This window comes from Microbacterium sp. EB106-03-03-XG65, assembly GCF_058791955.1.
Genome location: NZ_JBYTEB010000002.1, coordinates 338,726 through 357,931, shown reverse-complemented (window position 1 = coordinate 357,931; position 19,206 = coordinate 338,726). Strand labels below are relative to the sequence as shown.

Annotated in this window: 20 protein-coding genes; 9 read left to right on the top strand and 11 right to left on the bottom strand. The window is 67.7% G+C overall.

The features are described 5' to 3' along the window. Positions 1-7: 7 nt before the first annotated feature. Positions 8-637, top strand: coding sequence for a DNA-directed RNA polymerase subunit beta (locus AC3WS6_RS15070; RefSeq protein ID WP_492501844.1), 630 nt, complete (start codon positions 8-10; stop codon positions 635-637). Between the two features lie 189 nt (positions 638-826). Next, complete coding sequence (locus AC3WS6_RS15065; protein ID WP_492501843.1) at positions 827-1,711, top strand: aminodeoxychorismate lyase; 885 nt, start codon at positions 827-829, stop codon at positions 1,709-1,711. A gap of 160 nt (positions 1,712-1,871) precedes the next feature. Here the strand turns inward: AC3WS6_RS15065 and AC3WS6_RS15060 are convergent, their stop codons facing one another. From AC3WS6_RS15060 to AC3WS6_RS15025, 8 genes are all read right to left on the bottom strand, one after another. Further along, positions 1,872-2,690 carry a DUF559 domain-containing protein gene (locus AC3WS6_RS15060; protein WP_492501842.1) on the bottom strand — a complete coding sequence of 273 codons (819 nt, stop codon included), beginning with the start codon at positions 2,688-2,690 and terminating at the stop codon, positions 1,872-1,874. 235 nt (positions 2,691-2,925) lie between these two features. Further along, positions 2,926-3,705: a phosphate ABC transporter ATP-binding protein PstB gene (pstB, locus tag AC3WS6_RS15055; protein WP_492501841.1), complete on the bottom strand. Its 780-nt coding sequence runs from the start codon at positions 3,703-3,705 to the stop codon at positions 2,926-2,928. Between the two features lie 35 nt (positions 3,706-3,740). Continuing rightward, positions 3,741-4,838: a phosphate ABC transporter permease PstA gene (pstA, locus tag AC3WS6_RS15050; protein ID WP_492501840.1), complete on the bottom strand. Its 1,098-nt coding sequence runs from the start codon at positions 4,836-4,838 to the stop codon at positions 3,741-3,743. A gap of 1 nt (position 4,839) precedes the next feature. Then, positions 4,840-5,808: a phosphate ABC transporter permease subunit PstC gene (pstC, locus tag AC3WS6_RS15045; RefSeq protein WP_492501839.1), complete on the bottom strand. Its 969-nt coding sequence runs from the start codon at positions 5,806-5,808 to the stop codon at positions 4,840-4,842. Positions 5,809-5,945: 137 nt separating this feature from the next. Continuing rightward, positions 5,946-7,052: a phosphate ABC transporter substrate-binding protein PstS gene (gene pstS / locus AC3WS6_RS15040; RefSeq protein WP_492501838.1), complete on the bottom strand. Its 1,107-nt coding sequence runs from the start codon at positions 7,050-7,052 to the stop codon at positions 5,946-5,948. Positions 7,053-7,221: 169 nt separating this feature from the next. After that, on the bottom strand, positions 7,222-8,208 hold the full coding sequence (locus AC3WS6_RS15035; protein WP_492501837.1) for an NUDIX hydrolase: 987 nt from the start codon (positions 8,206-8,208) through the stop codon (positions 7,222-7,224). Further along, positions 8,205-10,370 (bottom strand): RNA degradosome polyphosphate kinase, encoded by a 2,166-nt coding sequence (locus AC3WS6_RS15030; protein WP_492501836.1) that lies wholly within the window; start codon positions 10,368-10,370, stop codon positions 8,205-8,207. Before AC3WS6_RS15030 ends, AC3WS6_RS15035 begins: the two co-directional genes overlap by 4 nt. Before the next feature lie 53 nt (positions 10,371-10,423). Next, a complete protein-coding gene (locus AC3WS6_RS15025) occupies positions 10,424-11,107 on the bottom strand; it encodes a winged helix-turn-helix transcriptional regulator (protein WP_492501835.1) in 684 nt (227 codons plus the stop codon). A 74-nt stretch (positions 11,108-11,181) separates the two neighbouring features. Between AC3WS6_RS15025 and AC3WS6_RS15020 the strand changes: the two genes are divergently transcribed. From AC3WS6_RS15020 to ygfZ, 3 genes are all read left to right on the top strand, one after another. Then, positions 11,182-11,469, top strand: a complete 288-nt coding sequence (locus AC3WS6_RS15020) for a hypothetical protein (protein ID WP_492501834.1) — start codon at positions 11,182-11,184, stop codon at positions 11,467-11,469. Positions 11,470-11,652: 183 nt separating this feature from the next. Next, on the top strand, positions 11,653-12,255 hold the full coding sequence (locus AC3WS6_RS15015; protein ID WP_492501833.1) for a nitrobindin family protein: 603 nt from the start codon (positions 11,653-11,655) through the stop codon (positions 12,253-12,255). 1 nt (position 12,256) lies between these two features. Further along, positions 12,257-13,378: a CAF17-like 4Fe-4S cluster assembly/insertion protein YgfZ gene (ygfZ, locus tag AC3WS6_RS15010; protein WP_492501832.1), complete on the top strand. Its 1,122-nt coding sequence runs from the start codon at positions 12,257-12,259 to the stop codon at positions 13,376-13,378. Positions 13,379-13,393: 15 nt separating this feature from the next. Here ygfZ and AC3WS6_RS15005 read toward each other — a convergent pair whose 3' ends face one another. After that, on the bottom strand, positions 13,394-14,218 hold the full coding sequence (locus AC3WS6_RS15005) for a class I SAM-dependent methyltransferase (protein WP_492501831.1): 825 nt from the start codon (positions 14,216-14,218) through the stop codon (positions 13,394-13,396). A gap of 60 nt (positions 14,219-14,278) precedes the next feature. Here AC3WS6_RS15005 and AC3WS6_RS15000 point away from each other — a divergent pair, with 60 nt between their 5' ends. After that, entirely contained in the window at positions 14,279-15,028 is a 750-nt protein-coding gene (locus AC3WS6_RS15000) for a phosphoglyceromutase (protein ID WP_492501830.1), read from the top strand. Between the two features lie 76 nt (positions 15,029-15,104). Here AC3WS6_RS15000 and phoU read toward each other — a convergent pair whose 3' ends face one another. After that, on the bottom strand, positions 15,105-15,803 hold the full coding sequence (gene phoU / locus AC3WS6_RS14995; RefSeq protein WP_492501829.1) for a phosphate signaling complex protein PhoU: 699 nt from the start codon (positions 15,801-15,803) through the stop codon (positions 15,105-15,107). A gap of 220 nt (positions 15,804-16,023) precedes the next feature. Here phoU and AC3WS6_RS14990 point away from each other — a divergent pair, with 220 nt between their 5' ends. Together AC3WS6_RS14990 and AC3WS6_RS14985 are read left to right on the top strand one after the other, a co-directional pair. Then, positions 16,024-17,241 (top strand): sensor histidine kinase, encoded by a 1,218-nt coding sequence (locus AC3WS6_RS14990; RefSeq protein ID WP_492501828.1) that lies wholly within the window; start codon positions 16,024-16,026, stop codon positions 17,239-17,241. Beyond that, the gene (locus AC3WS6_RS14985; RefSeq protein ID WP_492501827.1) at positions 17,238-17,921 is read left to right on the top strand and encodes a response regulator; all 684 of its coding nucleotides are present in this window, start codon (positions 17,238-17,240) and stop codon (positions 17,919-17,921) included. Before AC3WS6_RS14990 ends, AC3WS6_RS14985 begins: the two co-directional genes overlap by 4 nt. A gap of 69 nt (positions 17,922-17,990) precedes the next feature. Here the strand turns inward: AC3WS6_RS14985 and AC3WS6_RS14980 are convergent, their stop codons facing one another. Then, the gene (locus tag AC3WS6_RS14980) at positions 17,991-18,533 is read right to left on the bottom strand and encodes a DNA modification methylase (RefSeq protein ID WP_492501826.1); all 543 of its coding nucleotides are present in this window, start codon (positions 18,531-18,533) and stop codon (positions 17,991-17,993) included. A 136-nt stretch (positions 18,534-18,669) separates the two neighbouring features. Here AC3WS6_RS14980 and AC3WS6_RS14975 point away from each other — a divergent pair, with 136 nt between their 5' ends. Continuing rightward, a complete protein-coding gene (locus tag AC3WS6_RS14975; protein WP_492501825.1) occupies positions 18,670-19,152 on the top strand; it encodes a CarD family transcriptional regulator in 483 nt (160 codons plus the stop codon). The last annotated feature ends 54 nt before the right edge of the window (positions 19,153-19,206 follow it).

Genomic DNA, 19,206 nt, shown 5'->3' with positions numbered 1-19,206 from the left:
TGGTGGGATGCCCGAGCAGTTCTCCCGTCCTGTGCGACGCCCCACCCAGGCCTTCGACAACATCGTGGGCAGTCACGACCCCGCCGAAGAGACGCGCATCGCGCACGCCACGGCGTCCGCTCTGCTCACTCGCGTCCGTGCCGATGAGAGCGGGGTGAGCGCTGAGCGTCTCGTGGCCTTCACCGCCGAGCACGGCATCGATGAGATCGCCGAGCTGTGGTCGAAGGCACCGTCACGCACGCTGCCCGGGGCGCTCTGGCGTCTGTACCTGCTGCAGCTCGCGATCCACGGTGACCCGCACGCGGCGGCACTGCTGTACGAACGCGGCCGGGTCGAGCTCGCCTCGGCGGATGCCGCGATCGCCGGAGCTCCGGTGCCGGCCAACCCCGACGAGCTGGTCACGCTGATCGACACGATCCTGCGGGGGGCGTTCCGGGGAGATTTCGCCGTGGCGCTCGACCGCGCGGCGGCGTTCTGCCGTATACAGGCGTCGGGCGCCACGCACACGGCCGACGACTACGAGCAGACGGAGCCTTCCCGAGCGAGCGACCTGACGACGCGAGCGCTGCGTCTCAGCAGCTATGCCCAGGATCTGACGGCATCCGCTGTGCTGTGGCGCGCGGGTGGCCTCGCCTGAAAGCCTCGCCGGAGCCTCGCCCCGAAGGCGTGCGACCGGACCGGGATATGAAAAGACCGGGCCGCAAGAACGCCTCTCGGCGGAAGGCCGCTCAAAGCGGCAAAAATTGGAGCCCGGGGTTATGCGGCCCGGCCATTCCAGTGTAACAAGATCAGGCTGCAGGTATTCCCCGGGGCCTAGGCTCGGATCATGACCCGGCGCTTTGCTCTCATGATCGATCCCGCGGCGGTCGATGCCGCTCGCACAGATTTCACCGACACGTTCACCGCGGTGGATGCGGCGGCTCCCGCCTTGAGCGTGGGCGAGCTCAGCACGCAGCGCGGTGACGGCGTCTTCGAGTCGATCGGCGTCGTCGACGGACATGCCCAGGAGGTCGTGCCGCACCTCGAGCGACTCGCGCATTCGGCCGAGCTCTGCGATCTGCCGCTGCCGAACCAGGAGCAATGGCGTCAGGCGATCGAACGCGCGGCAGCCGACTGCGGACCGGGGGAGTACGTCATCAAGCTGATCCTCAGCAGGGGCGTGGAGCACGGGCCGACGCCGACCGCCTGGGTCACGGCCGCGCCGGCATCCGACTTCTCCGCCGTGCGTGCGAACGGGGTGCAGGTCGTGACCCTCGATCGCGGATACGACCTCGACGTCGCCGAACGTGCGCCCTGGCTGCTGCTCGGCGCCAAGACCCTCTCGTATGCGGTGAACATGGCGGCCCTGCGCGAAGCCCACCGGCGCGGTGCCGATGACGCGATCTTCCTCTCGCGCGACGGCTTCGTGCTGGAGGCGCCGACCGCATCTCTGATCCTGCGCGTGGGCGACCGCTTCGTGACGCCGGCGCCGAACGGCGGCATCCTGCACGGCACGACGCAGCTGAGCGTCTACGAGTATCTGCGCGGGAAGGGCTTCGAGGTCGGGTACGACCGGATCCCGGCATCCGACCTCTCTCGTGCCGATGCGGCGTGGCTGGTCTCGAGCGTGCGGCTCGCAGCCCCCATCACCGCCGTGGATGGCACGGTGCTTGCCGTCGACAGTGCTCTCACGGCCGATCTGAACGCCTACCTGCTCTCCCCGCGCGACTGAGCCGCCCTCGTTCCCCTCGCCCCCTGACCCTCCCGCCCCCTGCCGCGCACAGATTCGGATGCCGTGGGCGACACGCCGCGGAAACTCGCCGGGGCCGTGGCGTGCCGCGGCCGAGCTCCGCAGCTGTGCCCGCCCGAAAGAAGGGGCGGAGGGCCGTCGCTCAGGGACGCAGCGCCATGACGGCGACGAGCGCGCGTTCCACCAGGTCCCAGTCATGCACGACCATCGCGTAGTCGAAACGCAGCGACAGGTGACCCCACGAGGCCGCGTTCGCATCCCGTACCAGGTCGCGATGGCGGTGTGATGCGCCGTCGTGGTTCGCCTTCCCGTCGGTCTCGACGATCAACCAGCCGTCTATCAGCAGGTCGACCACGCCGGTGCCGATGATGCGTGCTTGCGTGCGGACGCTCCACCCGTACGGTCGCACGCGAAGACGCACCAGCGACTCGAGTCCGCTGTCGGCGTCGGCGCAGGAGAACGCGACGAGTTCTCTGCCGACGGCGTCGAGGGCGTCGCTGAGACGGCGAAGCCCCGGGCGCGAGATGACTCCCTTGCGTCGGGCGGACTCGAGCGCGACGAAGAACGCTTCCTCGCCCCTGCACCGGTAGATCTGAAGCAGTATGCGCGGGACCGGCGGCAGTGCGAAGGTGCGTTGCGAATCATCAGCATCCCAATGGCGGATGCAGTGGCACGTTCGACTCGCGCTGCCGTGGTGATGTCGGTCGGGCCGCATCCATACATGGAGCGTCTCGTCGTCGAGTACCCAGATGCCGAGATGGCGCGCCGCGGTCTCACAGCCGAGAGAGCCACCGTGCTCGGCCGCTTCTCGGGCGTCGGCGCATGCGCCACGGGACGCGTATACGCCACGTCTCAGGCGTGTGAGCTCGCCGGCGTGCACGCGCGCCTCGATCGCGCGTCGCGACTCCCGCCGGCGGAGCTCCGTCCATGTCCACACCTCGATCTCCGATGACTCGCACATCGCTCGAGCTTGATCGCCGACAGCATCCGTCGCCCGCCTGTTCCCCGTGAATGGGGAAGTGCGTGCGGACTGGCTGGCATGTGCACGACTGGTTCAGACGTTCTGCTCGCGCACGATCTCGGACCCGCACGACGAAACGCCGTGCTACACGGTGGTGGCACGGCGTTTCGTGGTGCATCTCCGAAGCTGTGCTCGCGAGAGAGCGAACGAGCCAGGAGAGAAGAGGCTCGGATGCTTATCCGAAGCGACCGGAGACGTAGTCCTCGGTGGCCTGCACCGACGGGGTGGTGAAGATCGTCGAGGTGTCGTCGTACTCGATGAGCTTGCCGGGCTTGCCGGTCCCGGCGATGTTGAAGAACGCCGTCCGGTCGGACACGCGGCTGGCCTGCTGCATGTTGTGGGTCACGATGACGACGGTGTAGTCGTTCTTGATCTCGGCGATGAGCTCCTCGATCGCGAACGTCGAGATCGGGTCGAGCGCCGAGCAGGGCTCGTCCATCAGGATCACATCGGGGGAGACCGCGATCGCTCGCGCGATGCAGAGACGCTGCTGCTGACCGCCCGAGAGACCGGAGCCCGGCTTGTCGAGACGGTCCTTCACCTCGTTCCAGAGGTTGGCGCCGCGCAGCGACTTCTCGACGAGCGCATCCTGGTCGCTCTTGGCCATGCGGGTGTTGTTGAGCTTGACGCCCGCGAGGACGTTCTCCTTGATCGACATCGTGGGGAACGGGTTCGGACGCTGGAACACCATGCCCACCTGGCGGCGCACGAGCACCGGGTCGACGCTCGCGCCGTACAGGTTCTTGCCGTCGATCAGCACCTCACCCTCGACGCGTGCGCCGGGGATGACCTCGTGCATGCGGTTGAGGGTGCGCAGGAAGGTGGACTTGCCGCAACCCGAGGGGCCGATGAACGCCGTGACGGTGTTGGGCTTGATGTCGATGCTCACGCCCTCGACAGCGAGGAAATCGCTGTAGTACACGTTGAGGTCGTTGACTTCGATGCTCTTGGACACGAGAGGATCCTTCTTCTTGAAATCGGGTAGACGGCTCAGCGGCCGTTGGTCTTGGGGGCGAACACCTTGGCGATGAGGCGCGCCAGCAGGTTGAGCACCATGACGATGACGATGAGGGTGAGGGCGGCGGCCCAGGCGCGCTCGAGGTAGGCATCGACCGGGATGCCGGGGTACTTCGCCTGCATGTACGAGAACACCGGCAGCGTGGCCATCTGCCCGCTGAACATGTTGAGGTTCATGCCCTGCACGACGCCGACCGTGAGGAGCAGGGGGGCGGTCTCGCCGATCACTCGAGAGATCGCGAGCATGATGCTCGTGGTGATTCCCGCGATGGCGGTGGGCAGCACGACCTTGATGATCGTCAGCCACTTCGGTACGCCGAGGGCGTAGGCGGCTTCACGGAGCTCGTTGGGCACGATGCGCAGCAGCTCCTCGGAGCCTCGCACCACCACAGGGATCATCAGCACCGAGAGCGCCAATGAGCCCATGATGCCCATTCGCGTGCCCGGGCCCACGATGAGTGCGAACACCGAGTAGATGAACAGACCGGCGACGATCGACGGGATGCCGGTCATGACGTCGACGAGGAAGGTGATGCCGCGGGCGAGCCGGCGTCCTTCTCCGTACTCGACGAGGTAGATCGAGGTCATCAGGCCGATCGGCACAGAGATGATCGTCGCGCCGAGCGTGATCAGCAGCGTTCCGTAGATGGCGTGGACGGCACCGCCGCCCTCTCCGACGATGTTGCGCATCGAGAAGCTGAAGAACTCTCCGTCGAACCGCATCAGGCCGTTCACGACGACCGTGTAGAGGAGCGAGATGAGCGGCAGCAGCGCGACGACGAACGCTCCGGAGACGAGTGCCGTCATGAGCCGATCGACCGCATGGCGGCGGCTCTCGATCACCGAGGAGATCACGAAGATCAGGACGATGTAGAACACCAGTCCGACGACGAGCGTGAGCGCGATGTTGAAGTCGGCGGGGTCGCCGCCCGCATTCATGAAGGCGAAGATCGTCCCCGAGACGACGAAGGCGACGAGCAGCAGGGCCCAGGGAGCCCACTTGGGCAGGTGGCCTGCCGAGGTGGAGTGCGTGGTCGTGGCGACGGGCGCCGGGGTGAGCGTGGCGGTCATGTCAGTTGGCTCCCGAGAACTCGGCGCGGCGCGAGACGATCCAGCGGGCGATGAAGTTGACCGCGAAGGTCACGATGAAGAGGATCAGACCGGCCGCGATGAGGGTGTTGACGCCCTCGTCGTGAGCCTCGGGGAACCGCAGCGCGATGATGGCCGGGATCGTGGTGGGGTTCTCCGGGTTGATCAGGTTGAAAGTGATGATGCCGAGGGGCGAGAGCACCAGAGTCACGGCCATCGTCTCGCCGAGCGCGCGGCCGAGGCCGAGCATCGCACCCGACACCATGCCGCTGCGGGCGAAGGGCAGAACCGCCATGCGCACCATCTCCCAGCGGGTGGCGCCGAGAGCGAGCGCTGCCTCTTCGTGCAGCTTCGGGGTCTGGAGGAAGACCTCGCGGCAGATGGCGGTCATGATCGGCAGGATCATGACCGCGAGCACGAGGGAGGCCGTGAGGATCGTCTTGCCTGTGCCCGACGGCGTGCCGCTGAAGAGCGGGATCCAGCCGAGGTTCTCGTTGAGCCACTTGTAGAACGGCACGAGCATGGGGGCGAAGGTCAGTGCGCCCCACAGGCCGAAGACGACCGAGGGCACCGCCGCGAGGAGGTCGATCACGTAGCCGAGCACGCCGGCGAGGCGGCGGGGGGCGTAGTGCGAGATGAAGAGGGCGATGCCGATGGCGATCGGTGCCGCGATCACGAGAGCGATGAAGCTCGACCACAGGGTGCCGAAGACGAAGGGCCACACCCACGAGAGGAACGACTGTCCCTCGAGGATGTGGTTGTTGCTCGTGTCGGCCGAGAGCGCAGGGATCGCCTGCACGATGAGGAAGATCGCGACCGCAGCGAGTGTGACGAGAATGATGATTCCCGCCCCGAGCGCCGTGCCGGAGAAGATGAGGTCGCCCCGTCGGCGCAGCGCGGGGCGCGAGCCGGGGGAACGGGTGGTGTCGGGACCCGCCTGGGTGGTGGTCATCGGGGCTGCTCCACGATCTGCTCGGAGGGGCTTTCGGGTGTTTTCATGCGGGTGCCCCCGGGGTGTCGGTCGAGATCCTGTCGACCGACACCCCGGGGGCGTCGGTGCCGGAGCTCAGCGGTGCGCTGAGCGGCCGGTCACTCCGTGACGATCGCGTCGATCGCGGTGCTGATCTGCTCGCGCAGACTGTCGGAGATGGGCGCGCTGCCTGCGGCCTCGGCCGAAGCATCCTGGCCCTCGGCCGATGCGACGTACTCGAAGTAGGCCTTCACGAGACCTGCAGTCTCGGCGTCCTCGTACTCGACGCAGCCGATGAGGTACGAGACCAGGGCGATCGGGTACGAGCCGGCGGGTGCTGCAGCCGGGTCGACGTCGTACGCGAGGTCGTGGTCCGAGCGACCCTCTTCGAGCGGCGAAGCCTCGACGAGCGCTGCGGCCGCCTCGGCCGAGTACGAGACGTACTCGCCCTCGACCTGCACGGCCACCTGGCCGAGCTCCGAGGTGCGCGATGCGTCGGCGAAGCCGATGTAGCCCGATCCGTTGGTGATGGCGTCGACGACACCCGAGGTGCCGTCGCCCGCCTCGCCGGTCTGCAGCGGCCACTCGTCGCTGGCCTCGTACGTCCAGACGTCCGGCGCGACGGCGCTGAGGTACTTGGTGAAGGTCTCCTGCGTTCCCGAGGGGTCGGAGCGGTGCACCGTGACGATGGCCTGGTCGGGAAGAGCGACGCCCTCGTTCTGATCTGCGATGGCCGGGTCGTTCCACTTCGTGACCTGACCGGCGAAGATCTTCGCGATCGTCTCACCGTCGAGGTTCAGCTCGTCGACGCCGTCGAGGTTGAAGGCGACCGCGACGGGCGAGATGTAGACGGGGATCTCGACGATCTCGTCGGAGGTGCACGAGCCGAAGCCGCCCTTGGCGATCTCCTCGGCGTTGAACGCGCGGTCGGAGCCGATGAAGTTCGACGAGCCGGCGATGAAGTTCTCGCGTCCCGTGCCCGAGCCGGTGGCGGTGTAGTTGATCGTGGTGTCGGGGTTCGCGGTCTGGAATGCGGCGACCCACGACTGCTGCGCGGCCTCCTGCGACGAGGCGCCGGTGGCCTCGATCGTGCCCGAGAGGGTGGAGGTGGGGGCGTCGCTGCTTCCGCCGCCGGTGTTGCCGCCTTCGTTCGCGGCACAGCCTGCGAGAGCCAGAGCGGCCACGGCGCCGACGGCGCCGATACGTGCGATTCGGGAGATCTTCACTGTGGATCCTTCGATCATGGATGGGTGGGGCCCGGTGCAGGGCACACAGTGACGCTAGGTGCGGCGGTTAACGAGACTCGACCACGCAGGTGAACGGAAGGTGAACGGCACACGACTCTCTGGGGTGGACCCGCGCGAACACGGGGCTCGCCGCCCCGCGCACGAGAGATCAGATCTTGGGAATGTGCGTCTCGATCGCGATGATCCCCGAACCGGGATTGGATGCCGAGAGATGCACGACCGAGAATGCCGCCGGCTCCAGATCCGCGGCACTGCTCACGTACGACCCCTGAATGGTTCCGGTGGCCAGCGCGATCTCCGAGAGGATGCCGGGCAGCACCGGGCCGTGGCTGCAGAGCACAGCGGGCTTGCCGGAGCGCACCCGGCGGCCGATGACCGACCGGAGGTCGTCGTCGCCGTCCTCCCAGGCATCCTGACTGATCTTCGGGGTCGTCACCGGTTTGCGGTCCAGGGCCTTCGCCAGCGGCTTCACCGTCTGTACGCAGCGCACAGCGTCGCTCGTGACGATCTTGCGCACGCCGAAGGCTCGCAGCGGCCCCACGATCGAGGCGGCCTGCTCGCGTCCGCGGTCGGTGAGCGGGCGTGCCGCATCCGAGCCGTCCCAGTCGGATCGCGAGAGCGCCTTCGCGTGCCGCAGAGCGATGATCGGGAAGGTGCGCAGCACGCCGTCGTCGACCAGGTTCGTGAAGAAGTCGAGGATCTCGACGTCGACCGGATAGCTGAGGCGCGACCGCGCCTTCTTCACGCTCACCCATTCGAGCGCGGCGATCTCGCGGTTCGGCACGAACGTCGAGGCGCGGATCGCGTCGGCCGTCGCCTCGGCAGCCCAGTAGTGCACGACCTTCTGCTTCTTGGACGGCAGGTGGTAGCGGCTCACACCGACCGGCACGCCGAGGGAGACGCGGATGCCGGTCTCTTCGTGCACCTCGCGCACGGCGGTCTCGGCGAGCATCTCACCGGGGTCGACCTTGCCCTTGGGCAGTGTGATGTCGCGGTACTTGGTGCGATGGATCAGCAGGATCCGCAGCTTGCCGTCGACGAGACGCCAGACCACGGCGCCGGCCGCATAGACGGCCTTGTCGGTCCATTTCGACCGAGCCGCGTTCTTGACCCCGGTGGCCTCACGGGAGGTCATCGAGCCGCCCGCGTGCGTCGGCGTCGCTGGATCAGCCCCATGGTCTTGTCCTGCAGGTCGATCAGCGGCTTGCCGTCGGCGTCTTCGGCGTGCCGGGTCCACACGCCGTCGGCGCCGAGGTGCCACGACGTGGTTCCCGGGTCCATCGCGAGGTCGAAGAAGTCCAGCAGATCCTTCAGGTGCCCCGGGTCGGTCACCCGCACCAGCGCCTCGACCCTGCGGTCGAGATTGCGGTGCATCATGTCGGCGCTGCCGATGTAGACCTGCGGGTCGCCGGCGTTGTCGAACGCGAAGATCCGCGAGTGCTCGAGGTACCGGCCCAGGATGCTCCTGACCGTGATGTTGTCGCTGATGCCCTCGAGGTCGGTGCGCAGGCTGCAGATGCCGCGCACCCACACGTCGACCTTGACCCCCGCGGCGCTCGCGCGGTACAGAGCGTCGATGACCTCTTCGTCGACCATCGAGTTCACCTTGATGCGGATGCCGGCGGTCTTGCCCGCTTCGGCGTTGCGGCGCTCGTTGTCGATCTGTCGGATGAGTCCCTTGCGCAGGTGCAGCGGCGCGACCAGCAGGCGCTTGAACTTCTTCTCGATCGCGTAGCCGCTGAGCTCGTTGAACAGACGTGTGAGGTCCTTGCCCACCTGCGCGTCGGTCGTGAACAGGCCGAAGTCCTCGTAGATGCGGCTCGTCTTCGGGTTGTAGTTGCCGGTGCCGATGTGCGAGTAGTGGCGCAGCAAGCCGTCTTCCTCGCGGATCACCAGGGCGAGCTTGCAGTGTGTCTTGAGGCCCACGAGCCCGTAGACCACGTGCACGCCGGCCTTCTCGAGCTTGCGCGCCCAGACGATGTTGTTGGCCTCGTCGAAGCGTGCCTTCACCTCGACCAGCGCCAGCACCTGCTTGCCGGCCTCGGCGGCGTCTATCAGCGCCTCGACGATCGGGCTGTCGCCCGACGTGCGATACAGCGTCTGCTTGATGGCGAGCACATGAGGGTCGCGCGCCGCCTGCTCGAGGAAGGCCACGACGCTCGTGGTGAACGACTCGTACGGGTGGTGCACGAGCACGTCCGACTTGCGGATCGCCTTGAAGATGTCGGCGCGGGTGTTGCTCCCGGTGGGCTGGAACGCCACGGCCGTGGTCGGCAGGTGCGGCGGATAGCGCAGGTCCGGGCGATCGATGCGGGAGAGATCGAAGAGGCCGCGCAGGTCGAGCGGCCCGGGAAGGCGGTAGATCTCCTGATCCGTGATGTCGAGTTCACGGACGAGCAGGTCCATCGTGACCTCGTCCATGTCATCCGTGATCTCGAGGCGGATCGGCGGTCCGAAACGGCGTCGCAGCAGCTCGGCCTCGAGCGCCTGGATCAGGTTCTCGCTCTCGTCCTCCTCGATCTCCACGTCTTCATTGCGGGTGAGGCGGAACGCGTGGTGGTCGAGCACCTCCATTCCGGGGAACAGGTCTCCGAGGTGGTTCTCGATCAGCTCTTCGAGTCGCAGGAAGCGTTTGATCTCGCCGGTGCCGGGAACCTCGACGAAGCGCGGGAGCATGGGCGGAACCTTGAGTCGTGCGAACTCCTGGCGCCCCGTGCGGGCGTTGCGGATGCGGATCGCGAGGTTCAGCGACAGACCCGAGATGTAGGGGAAGGGGTGCGCGGGGTCGACGGCCAGCGGCATCAGCACCGGGAAGACCTGGGCGCCGAAATACTCGGAGAGCTTGGCGCGCTCGTCGTCGGTGAGCTCGGACCAGTCGGCGATCTCGATGCCCGATTCGGCCAGCGCAGGCCGCACCAGCGAGGTCCAGGCCTCGGCATGCCTCAGCTGCAGCGCATGCGCTTCACGGGCGATGTCGGCGAGGGCGTCGGCGGGGGAGCGGCCGATGTTCGTCGGCACCGCGAGGCCCGTCACGATGCGGCGCTTGAGTCCGGCGACGCGGACCATGAAGAACTCGTCGAGGTTGCTCGCGAAGATGGCGAGGAAGTTGGCGCGTTCGAGCTCGGGCAGCGACGGGTCCTCGGCGAGCTCGAGCACTCGTTGGTTGAACGCGAGCCAGCTGAGCTCGCGATCCAGGTAACGGTGGTCCGGGAGCATCGCGTCCGGCGCCTCGATGGCGTCGAAGTCGTCGTCTTCGGCGTCGCCGAGACCTGCATCGGCGAGAGCGGGATCGATCATGGGGTACATCTAAGCACCGAGAGGTGACGCGCGTGTGAACGCGAGTCGCCGCGTCACCGAGAGGCGGGGACGTTCTCGTCCTCGTGCACGTTGAACCGGTACCCCACGTTGCGCACGGTTCCGATGATCTGCTCCTGGTCTCCGAGCTTGGCGCGCAGGCGCCGCACGTGCACGTCGACCGTCCTCGTGCCGCCGAAGTAGTCGTACCCCCACACCTCGCTGAGCAGCTGCTCGCGGGTGAAGACACGGGACGGGTGCGTGGCGAGGAAGTGCAGGAGCTGAAACTCCTTGTACGTCAGGTCGAGCGGCCGACCGCGCAGCTTGGCCGAGTACGACTGCTCATCGATCACGACGCCGGATGCCTGCACGCGGGACGGCTCGGAGGTCTCCTCGCGTCGCGCGAGGGCGAGGCGAACGCGCGCATCGGTCTCTGCCGGCCCTGCCGTCGTGAGGAGCACGTCGTCGATGCCCCAGTCGCCGGAGAGAGCGCTCATGCCGCCCTCGGTGACGACCAGGAGCAGGGGGGCTGCCTGCCCCGCGGCGCGAAGCAGGCGACACAGCGACTTGGCGCCCACGAGGTCGTGACGGCCGTCGACGATCACGATGTCGTAGTCGGGCGCACTGACGAGTTGGGCCGGCTCAGCGGGGATCTGTCGCACGCGGTGGCTGAGAAGCTCCATAGCGGGCAGGACCTGCTCCGAGACCGGAGCGTTGGTCAAGACCAGGACCTGGGCCACACGCACTCCTTCCGGACGGCTGAAGTATCGCCGTGCCGTAATGATACCGGGCGCCGATGGGTCACAATGGAGTCATGACGGAACCTGCGCTCGCACCGCGTAACGCGTTCGGTGGCGTGCTCGCCGTCTGGGGCGTCGCGCTCCTCGCCGGAATCGCCATCGGCATCTTCGTTCCCGAGGTCTACCGCGTGCAATGGCTGCTGGTGGCCTTCGGCGGCATCGTGCTGCTGTCGTTCGCCGTGCAGTTGTGGCAGGGACGCACGCAGGGATTCATCCTCCGCGTCGGCGGAAGCGCCATCGGCGCCCTCCTTCTGATGGGCATGATCTCCATCGGATTCGGCCTCGCGGCTCTCGCCTCCTGACGCCTCGATCGGATCCGCCGCCAGACGAGACGCCGTCGTGCGCTGAGGGTAGGGTGGAGGTCATGGACCTCATGGCGCTCGAATTCTTCTTCATCGGTCTTCTGGGCCTTGCGAGCCTCGCGATCGCGTTCGTCTCGGTCGTGGTGCTGCGCAACCTCTTCCGCGGCCAGCGCTGAGCCCGTCGTGATCGAGATCCCCACCGACCTCCCCGCCGACATCGTTCCGCTCTCGTGGCTGATCGGCGTGTGGGAGGGAACCGGTGTCATCGACTATCCGGTCGATGGCGAGCAGCTGCGCGGCGAGTTCACCCACCGCGTGAGCTTCAGCCATGACGGCGGACCGTATCTCAACTACGCCGCCACCGCGACCTTTACGGGGGACGAGGGCTCGGTATCCGTGCCTCTAGTCGCCGAGACGGGCTACTGGCGCCTGAGCCGTGCCGCTGTCGACACCGACGCTGGGCCCGGTCTGCTGCCCCCGACCGCCGACGGCGTCGAGCGCGGCGTCGACGACGTCGAACAGCTGCGCGCGGCATCCGGGGGATTCCCGATCGAGGTATCGATCGCCCACTCCGACGGAATGCTCGAGCTCTACCTCGGCGAGATCAACGGCCCCAGGATCGACATCGCGACGGATGCCGTCGTGCGCGCCGCGGGCGCGAAGGAGTACGGCAGCGCCACGCGCCTGTACGGCCTGGTCGACGGTCATCTTCTCTGGGCGTGGGATATCGCGGCTCTCGGGACTCCGCTGCGCTCGCACGCCTCGGCGCGCCTGGCCAAGGTCTGACATGCCCGGCTTCTCCGCCATCATCGGAGCCGTCGCGGGCGAGCACGGCATCGCGCACTTCGGCGACGTGTTCCGCGAACAGCGACGCCTGGCGACAGGTGCAGCGCTCGTCCCTCTCGACGACAGGACCGTCATCGAGGTCGCAGGCCCCGAGCGGCTCGGCTGGCTCGACTCGATCACATCGCAGGCGCTCGGTCGGCTCGCCGCCGGCGAGAGCACGGAACTCCTCGTGCTCGATCCGCAGGGCCGCGTCGAGCACGCGGCCGGCGTCATCGACGACGGTGCGACGACCTGGCTGATCGCCGATGCCGGCGATGCAGAGGCGCTCGCCACCTGGCTGCTGCGCATGAAGTTCCGCACGCAGGCGACGGTGCAGGTGCGCCCCGATCTGGGGCTGCTCGGCTTCGTCGACGGGGGAGTGGCGGCAGAGCGCGCCCGTACCGTGGCGTCCGCGCCGACCGGGGAGCCGCTCATCTGGGCCGATCCCTGGCAGCGCGTCAGCGCGGGCGGACATCAGTATGCCGAGGTCGCCGAGCATCCCGGCGCGGACCTGGCCTGGCGGATCGCCATCGTCCCTCGCGACGCGGCGGAGGCTCTCGCCGACACGCTGTCGGCAGACGACGTCGCGGGGCTTCTCGCCGCAGAGGCGCTGCGCGTCGCCGCGTGGCGCCCGCGCTGGTCGGCCGAGGTCGACGAGCGGTCGCTGCCGCACGAGTCCGACTGGATCCGCACGGCGGTGCACCTCGACAAGGGCTGCTACCGCGGCCAGGAGACCGTGGCGAAGGTGCACAACCTCGGGCACCCTCCCCGCCGACTCACCGCACTGCACCTCGACGGCAGCGACGATGTGCTTCCGGCCCCCGGCGACCCGGTCTTCGCCGGTGATGACGAGGTCGGCACCATCACGTCCGTCGCTCGGCACCACGAGGACGGACCCATCGCCCTCGCGATCCTCTCGCGTCGTGCACCGGTCGGAGATCTGGTGGTCCGCACCGAGGGCGTGCAGATCGCCGCGACGCAACAGGTGATCGTTCCCGCCGATGCCGGTGCCACGGCAGACATCCCTCGCATCACGCGGCTGTCGAGACGACCCACGGCGCCAGATCCCCGTCACACCGCCTGACACGCGGCGCCTCACTCACTCGAGGGGCTTCACGGCCTCCCACGGCAGAGTGAGCTCGCCCAGCCGCCAGCGGGCCTTGCCCCCCGCGATCGGCCATCCCTGGTCGCGGAGCGCCGCGGCGGTGGCGAGGAAGCGCTGGGTCGAGCCGAACGTCGACAGCGCCGCTGCGCGGTGCCACTCTCGATCGAGGTCGACGAGCAGCGCATGCACGCGTTCACCCGGCACGTTGCGGTGGATGAGCGCCTTGGGCAGTCGCTCGGCGACGATGCTCGGGCGTTCGAGCTCGGCGAGGCGCAGCGACAGGGTGAACCGCAGGGGATTCGCGTCGTGGTCGACGTCGATCCAGCTCGCCACGCGGCCGATCTCATCGCACGTGCCCTCGATGAGCAGCCCGCCCGGAGCGAGCCGTGCGGTCATCGTGCGCCACGCCTCGGCGACATCGGACTCGTCGTACTGGCGCAGCACGTTCATGGCGCGGATGACCGCGGGGCGACGGCGGTCGGGAAGAGGCACCTCGAAACCGCCGCGGGCGAACGAGACACGCAGATCGGGGTCGAAAGAGGTGAGTCCCGCGCGCACGGCGAGCAGCTGCTCGTTCGCGGTCGCCACTCGAGACGGGTCTATCTCGAGGCCGAGCACCTCGGCGTCCTGACGCACGCCGTGCAACCTGGTCGACAGCTCGAACGCGGTGACGCCGCTCGCCCCATAGCCGAGGTCGATCACGAGGGGGTCGGCTGCGCGGCGGAACGCGGGGCTCGTCGCGATCCAGCGATCGTTGCGGCGCAGTCTGTTCGTCCCGGTGGTGCCACGGGTCGGCCGACCGAGAGGAGATGACGCCATGCGTCAATCCTCGCAGGGCAGGGGCGTGGACGCGTGCGCCTGCGCCGATAAACTGGGGCCATGACTTCGAAGCGCACCCTGATCCTGCTCCGTCACGGCCGGAGCGAGTGGAACGAACTGAACCTGTTCACCGGATGGGTGGATGTCCGCCTCAACGAGCAGGGCAGGAACGAAGCCCGCCGCGGTGGCGAGCTGCTGGCAGAGGCGGGGATCCTCCCCGACGTGCTGCACACCTCGCTGCTCAGCCGTGCGATCCAGACCGCGAACATCGCTCTCGACGCGGCTGACCGCCTGTGGATCCCGGTCACGCGCTCGTGGCGCCTCAACGAGCGTCACTACGGTGCCCTGCAGGGCAAGGACAAGGCGCAGACGCTCGAGGAGTTCGGTCCCGAGCAGTTCCAGCTGTGGCGCCGCTCCTTCGACGTGCCGCCGCCTGCACTCGACGACGACAGCGAGTTCAGCCAGGTGAACGACGTGCGCTACGCCGACATCGACGGCGAGGTGCCCCGTACCGAGTCGCTGAAGCTCGTGATCGACCGCCTGCTGCCGTACTGGGACGACGCGATCGTCCCCGACCTCGAGGCGGGCAAGACGGTGCTGGTCACCGCGCACGGCAACTCGCTGCGCGGCCTCGTGAAGCACCTCGAGGGCATCAGCGACGATGACATCGCCGAGCTGAACATCCCCACCGGCATCCCCCTGGTGTACGAGCTCGACGAGAACAACGTCCCCACCGGTCCCGGCCGATACCTCGACCCCGAGGCTGCCGCAGCCGGAGCCGCCGCGGTCGCCGCACAGGGCAAGAAGTAAACGGCGAGAAGCAAGAACGAACGACGAAGGGGCGGATGCTGTCAGCATCCGCCCCTTCGTCGTCCTGCGATGCGGTTCAGGCGTGGCCGAACTCGCGCTGCTGCTCGGCGGCCGTCAGGAAGTCCTCTTCGTCGACGTGCCAGTCGCCCGTGGCGAGGTAGACGACCTTCTTCGCGACGGCGACCGCATGGTCGGCGAAGCGCTCGTGGTAGCGGCTGGCGAGTGTGGCGTCGACCGTGGCGGTCGCCTCACCCTTCCAGTTGTCGCTGAGCACCTTCTCGAACACGCTGGCGTGCAGCTCGTCGATGTCGTCGTCGGTGTTGCGGATGGTGTCGGCGAGACGCAGGTCCTGGGTGCGCAGCAGCTCGCTCAGGGTGCGGGAGATCTCGACGTCGAGTTCACCCATCTTGGTGAACGTGCCCTTCAGACCCCGCGGGATCGCGCGCTCGGGGAAGCGCAGGCGAGCCAGCTGGGCGATGTGCTCCGACATGTCGCCCATGCGCTCGAGCGACGCGCTCACGCGCAGTGCGAACACGACGATGCGCAGATCGCGCGCGACGGGCTGCTGGCGGGCGAGAATCTCGATGGCCTGCTCGTCGAGTGCGACCGCGAGCTCGTCGATCTTGGCGTCATCGGCGATGACCTCTTCGGCGAGGGCGACGTCGCTCGTCGCGAACGCGCGCGTGGCCTTGTCGATCGAGACCGTGACGAGGTCCGCGATCTCGACGAGGCGAGACTGCAGGTCCTCGAGGGACTGGTGGAAGACTTCGCGCATGGTGGGGCGCAACCTTTCATTCGGGTCTCGGCTGTGTGTCAGCGCGAGACGGCTGGGTCGTTCGCGCGAGAGCAGGTCCGCGCTGCCGCACAGGCCCGAAATCGATTGTCTGCTCCGAAGGTTAACGAACGGTGCCCAGCACGTGAATAGTAGTTCTCGCTCAGGCTCTGCGGCCCCCTAACGCGCCGATCGGCCGGTGAACGCGCTCTACTCTGGAGACATGACCCTGCCGCAGACCGCGCTGCTCGCGCTGGCCGTCGGCCTCGCGATCGGTGTCGGGCTCTCACTCTTGATGGTGTGGGCGTACCGTGCGAGGGCGCGTATCGCCGACGAGACGTCGCTCGTCGTTCCCGATGGCGTGAGCGCCGTGCTCGGCAGCATGGACGATGCGGCGTGCGTGGTCGATGCATCGGGGCTGGTGCTCGCGGTGTCGAAGGCGGCGGCGCGTTTCGGCATCCGGGTCGGTGCCCCGCTCGAGAACCCGGAGCTCCGCCAGCTGCTGCGAAGCGTGCGCAGCGAGGGCGGATCGCACACCGAGTCGCTGCGCATCACCCGCGGCGGACTCAGTCTCGACCCCCGTCTGGTCTCGGCCCGGGCGAGCGCGATCAGTCCGCGCATGTCGCTTCTCATCATCCGCGACGTCACCGAGCAGGAGCGACTCGACCAGATGCGCCGTGACTTCGTGGCGAACACGAGTCATGAGCTGAAGACGCCGGTGGGGGCGGTCACGCTGCTCGCCGAGGCGATCGAGTCGGCGGCCGACGACCCTGCCCAGGTGCGTCACTTCGCCACGAGGATCTCCGCCGAGGCCACCCGCTTGGGGCAGCTGACCGGACGCATCATGAGCCTCTCGCGGCTGCAGGCCGACGACACTCTGGCCGACGCGAGGCCCGTGTCGATCGACGAGGTCATCGCCGCCTCCATCGAAGCGCACGTGATCCAGGCCGATTCCGCCGGCGTCGAGCTCGCGCGCGGCGGCGACCGCGGGGTGTGGGTGCACGGAGACCCGCAGATCCTCATCGAGGCGTTCGGCAACCTCATCGCGAATGCGATCGCCTATTCCCCGCGCGGCGCCCGCGTCGGTGTCGGAGTCAAGGCCGACGCAGAAGTCATCGAGGTCGCCGTGTCCGACCAGGGCATCGGGATCTCGGAGACTGACCGCGAGCGCATCTTCGAGCGCTTCTACCGTGCCGACGAGGCTCGTTCGCGTCGCACCGGCGGCACCGGCCTCGGGCTGTCGATCGTCAAACACGCGGTCCAGCGGCACGGCGGCGAGGTCACACTGTGGTCGCGTCCGGGACGCGGATCGACCTTCACCATCAAGCTTCCCCGCATCGATGCTCCCGAGGGCATCGAGAGTGAGAAGAAGAGCAAGAAGAAGCGCGAGCGCAAGGCGGCGAAGACCGCGGCTCGCGTCCGAAACGGAGAGAACGCATGACCCGCATCCTTCTCGTCGAAGACGAGCCCGACCTCGCCGACCCGCTCGCGTACCTGCTGCGCCGTGAGGGTTTCGAGGTCGAGATCGCCGAAGACGGTCCCGGCGCCCTCACGGCCTTCCGCGAGCGCGGGGCCGACATCGTGCTGCTCGACCTCATGTTGCCCGGCATGCCCGGTACGGAGGTGTGCCGGCAGATCCGCTCGACGTCAGCCGTGCCGATCATCATGCTCACGGCCAAGGACTCCGAGGTCGACATCGTCGTGGGGCTCGAGCTCGGAGCCGATGACTACATCACCAAGCCGTACTCCTCGCGCGAGCTGCTCGCCCGCATGCGGGCCGTGCTGCGACGCGTGGTGCAGGCGGAGAACGAACTCGACGAGAGGGTGCTCGACGGCGGACGGGTGTCGCTCGACATCGACCGTCACACCGTCTCGGTGGCCGGCCAGCAGATCAACATGCCTCTCAAGGAGTTCGAGCTGCTCGAGGTCCTGATGCGCAACTCGGGGCGCGTGCTCACGCGCGGCCAGCTCATCGACCGGGTGTGGGGCAGCGACTACTTCGGAGACACCAAGACCCTCGACGTGCACATCAAGCGCATCCGCTCGCGCATCGAGGAGAATCCCGGCGAACCCGTGATGCTCGTCACCGTGCGGGGGCTCGGCTATCGCTTCGAGGGCTGACACCGACAGCAGATGAAAGAGGCCGACGCCCCGCGGGGTGTCGGCCTCTTTCGTGTCAGTCAGTGCTGGTCACTCGCTCGGAGCGGGTGCCGCCGTGTCGGTGGGCACCGGCTCGGGCGTGGGCTCGGCAGTGGGCTTCGCCTTCTCGGAAGGGACGAGGTCTGCGTAGTAGGGGAGCGTGCCGTCGAGCACGGGCACGTCGGCCTTGGTGCCGGCGCCGTCGCCGGACTGGAAGTGGATCTCGACGGTCGCGCCCGGCATGGTGTCGAGGTCGTCGATGCGCAGCGGCTCGTCGTCGCCGCCGAAGCTGATCGTCTCGCCCGCGGCGACCGGGACCTTTATCGGGTCGAGGCCGGCGACCGTGATCGTCAGAGTCGCCTTGTCGAGAGTCGGGTTCACGACTGCGGCGACGAGGTTGCCGACCGAGCCGTCTTCCGTCGCGACGATGAAGGCGTTGCGCACATCGAGGGGGCCGTCGGAATCAGCGATGTTGACGCCGTCGGATGCCGAGTACTCGATCTTGGTCGACTGCGGCGAGATGAACGTGCAGCCCGTGGCGCCGAGAAGAACGAGGGCGCTGATGGCGGCAGATGCGACAAGGCGCGATTTCACTGGTCCTCCTGTGGTCCGGCGGGATGTCCGCCTCCCATTCTATGCGTATGCGGAGGGGGCTCTCAGGACGCAGGGGTGCGAACCTTAGCGCATCCCGGCTGTGGTATCATTGAGGTTGCCGAAAGGACAAGTTTTTATGCTTTTTGAGGTTGGCGAAACTGTCGTCTATCCGCACCATGGCGCTGCGACCATCATCGAGGTCAAGGAACGCATCATCAAGGGTGAGGCGAAGAAATATCTGAAGCTCAACGTCACTCAGGGAGACCTCATCATCGAGGTCCCCGCAGAGAACGTCGATCTTGTCGGGGTCCGCGATGTGATCGGACGGGAAGGCCTCGACCACGTGTTCGAGGTTCTGCGTGCGCCCTTCACCGAAGAGCCCACGAACTGGTCTCGTCGGTACAAGGCGAACCTCGAGAAACTAGCCTCGGGCGACGTGATCAAGGTGAGCGAGGTCGTGCGCGACCTGTGGCGTCGTGACCAGGACCGCGGTCTGTCGGCCGGTGAGAAGCGGATGCTGGCCAAGGCGCGCCAGATCCTCATCTCCGAGCTGGCTCTCGCGGAGAAGACCGACGAAGACAAGGCGAGCACGATGCTCGACGAGGTCCTCGCGTCCTGAGAGATTCGAGAAAAGGCGGATGCTTCGGCATCCGCCTTTTTTCGTCTGCCCGGG

Excerpts from the sequence above, each read along its gene's own strand:
- AC3WS6_RS15070 (WP_492501844.1), top strand. The coding sequence starts at position 8 with ATGCCCGAGCAGTTCTCCCGTCCTGTGCGACGCCCCACCCAGGCCTTC.
- AC3WS6_RS15065 (WP_492501843.1), top strand. The coding sequence starts at position 827 with ATGACCCGGCGCTTTGCTCTCATGATCGATCCCGCGGCGGTCGATGCC.
- AC3WS6_RS15060 (WP_492501842.1), bottom strand. The coding sequence starts at position 2,690 with ATGTGCGAGTCATCGGAGATCGAGGTGTGGACATGGACGGAGCTCCGC.
- pstA (WP_492501840.1), bottom strand. The coding sequence starts at position 4,838 with ATGACCGCCACGCTCACCCCGGCGCCCGTCGCCACGACCACGCACTCC.
- pstC (WP_492501839.1), bottom strand. The coding sequence starts at position 5,808 with ATGACCACCACCCAGGCGGGTCCCGACACCACCCGTTCCCCCGGCTCG.
- AC3WS6_RS15035 (WP_492501837.1), bottom strand. The coding sequence starts at position 8,208 with ATGACCTCCCGTGAGGCCACCGGGGTCAAGAACGCGGCTCGGTCGAAA.
- AC3WS6_RS15030 (WP_492501836.1), bottom strand. The coding sequence starts at position 10,370 with ATGATCGATCCCGCTCTCGCCGATGCAGGTCTCGGCGACGCCGAAGAC.
- AC3WS6_RS15020 (WP_492501834.1), top strand. The coding sequence starts at position 11,182 with ATGACGGAACCTGCGCTCGCACCGCGTAACGCGTTCGGTGGCGTGCTC.
- ygfZ (WP_492501832.1), top strand. The coding sequence starts at position 12,257 with ATGCCCGGCTTCTCCGCCATCATCGGAGCCGTCGCGGGCGAGCACGGC.
- AC3WS6_RS15005 (WP_492501831.1), bottom strand. The coding sequence starts at position 14,218 with ATGGCGTCATCTCCTCTCGGTCGGCCGACCCGTGGCACCACCGGGACG.
- AC3WS6_RS15000 (WP_492501830.1), top strand. The coding sequence starts at position 14,279 with ATGACTTCGAAGCGCACCCTGATCCTGCTCCGTCACGGCCGGAGCGAG.
- phoU (WP_492501829.1), bottom strand. The coding sequence starts at position 15,803 with ATGCGCGAAGTCTTCCACCAGTCCCTCGAGGACCTGCAGTCTCGCCTC.
- AC3WS6_RS14990 (WP_492501828.1), top strand. The coding sequence starts at position 16,024 with ATGACCCTGCCGCAGACCGCGCTGCTCGCGCTGGCCGTCGGCCTCGCG.
- AC3WS6_RS14985 (WP_492501827.1), top strand. The coding sequence starts at position 17,238 with ATGACCCGCATCCTTCTCGTCGAAGACGAGCCCGACCTCGCCGACCCG.
- AC3WS6_RS14975 (WP_492501825.1), top strand. The coding sequence starts at position 18,670 with ATGCTTTTTGAGGTTGGCGAAACTGTCGTCTATCCGCACCATGGCGCT.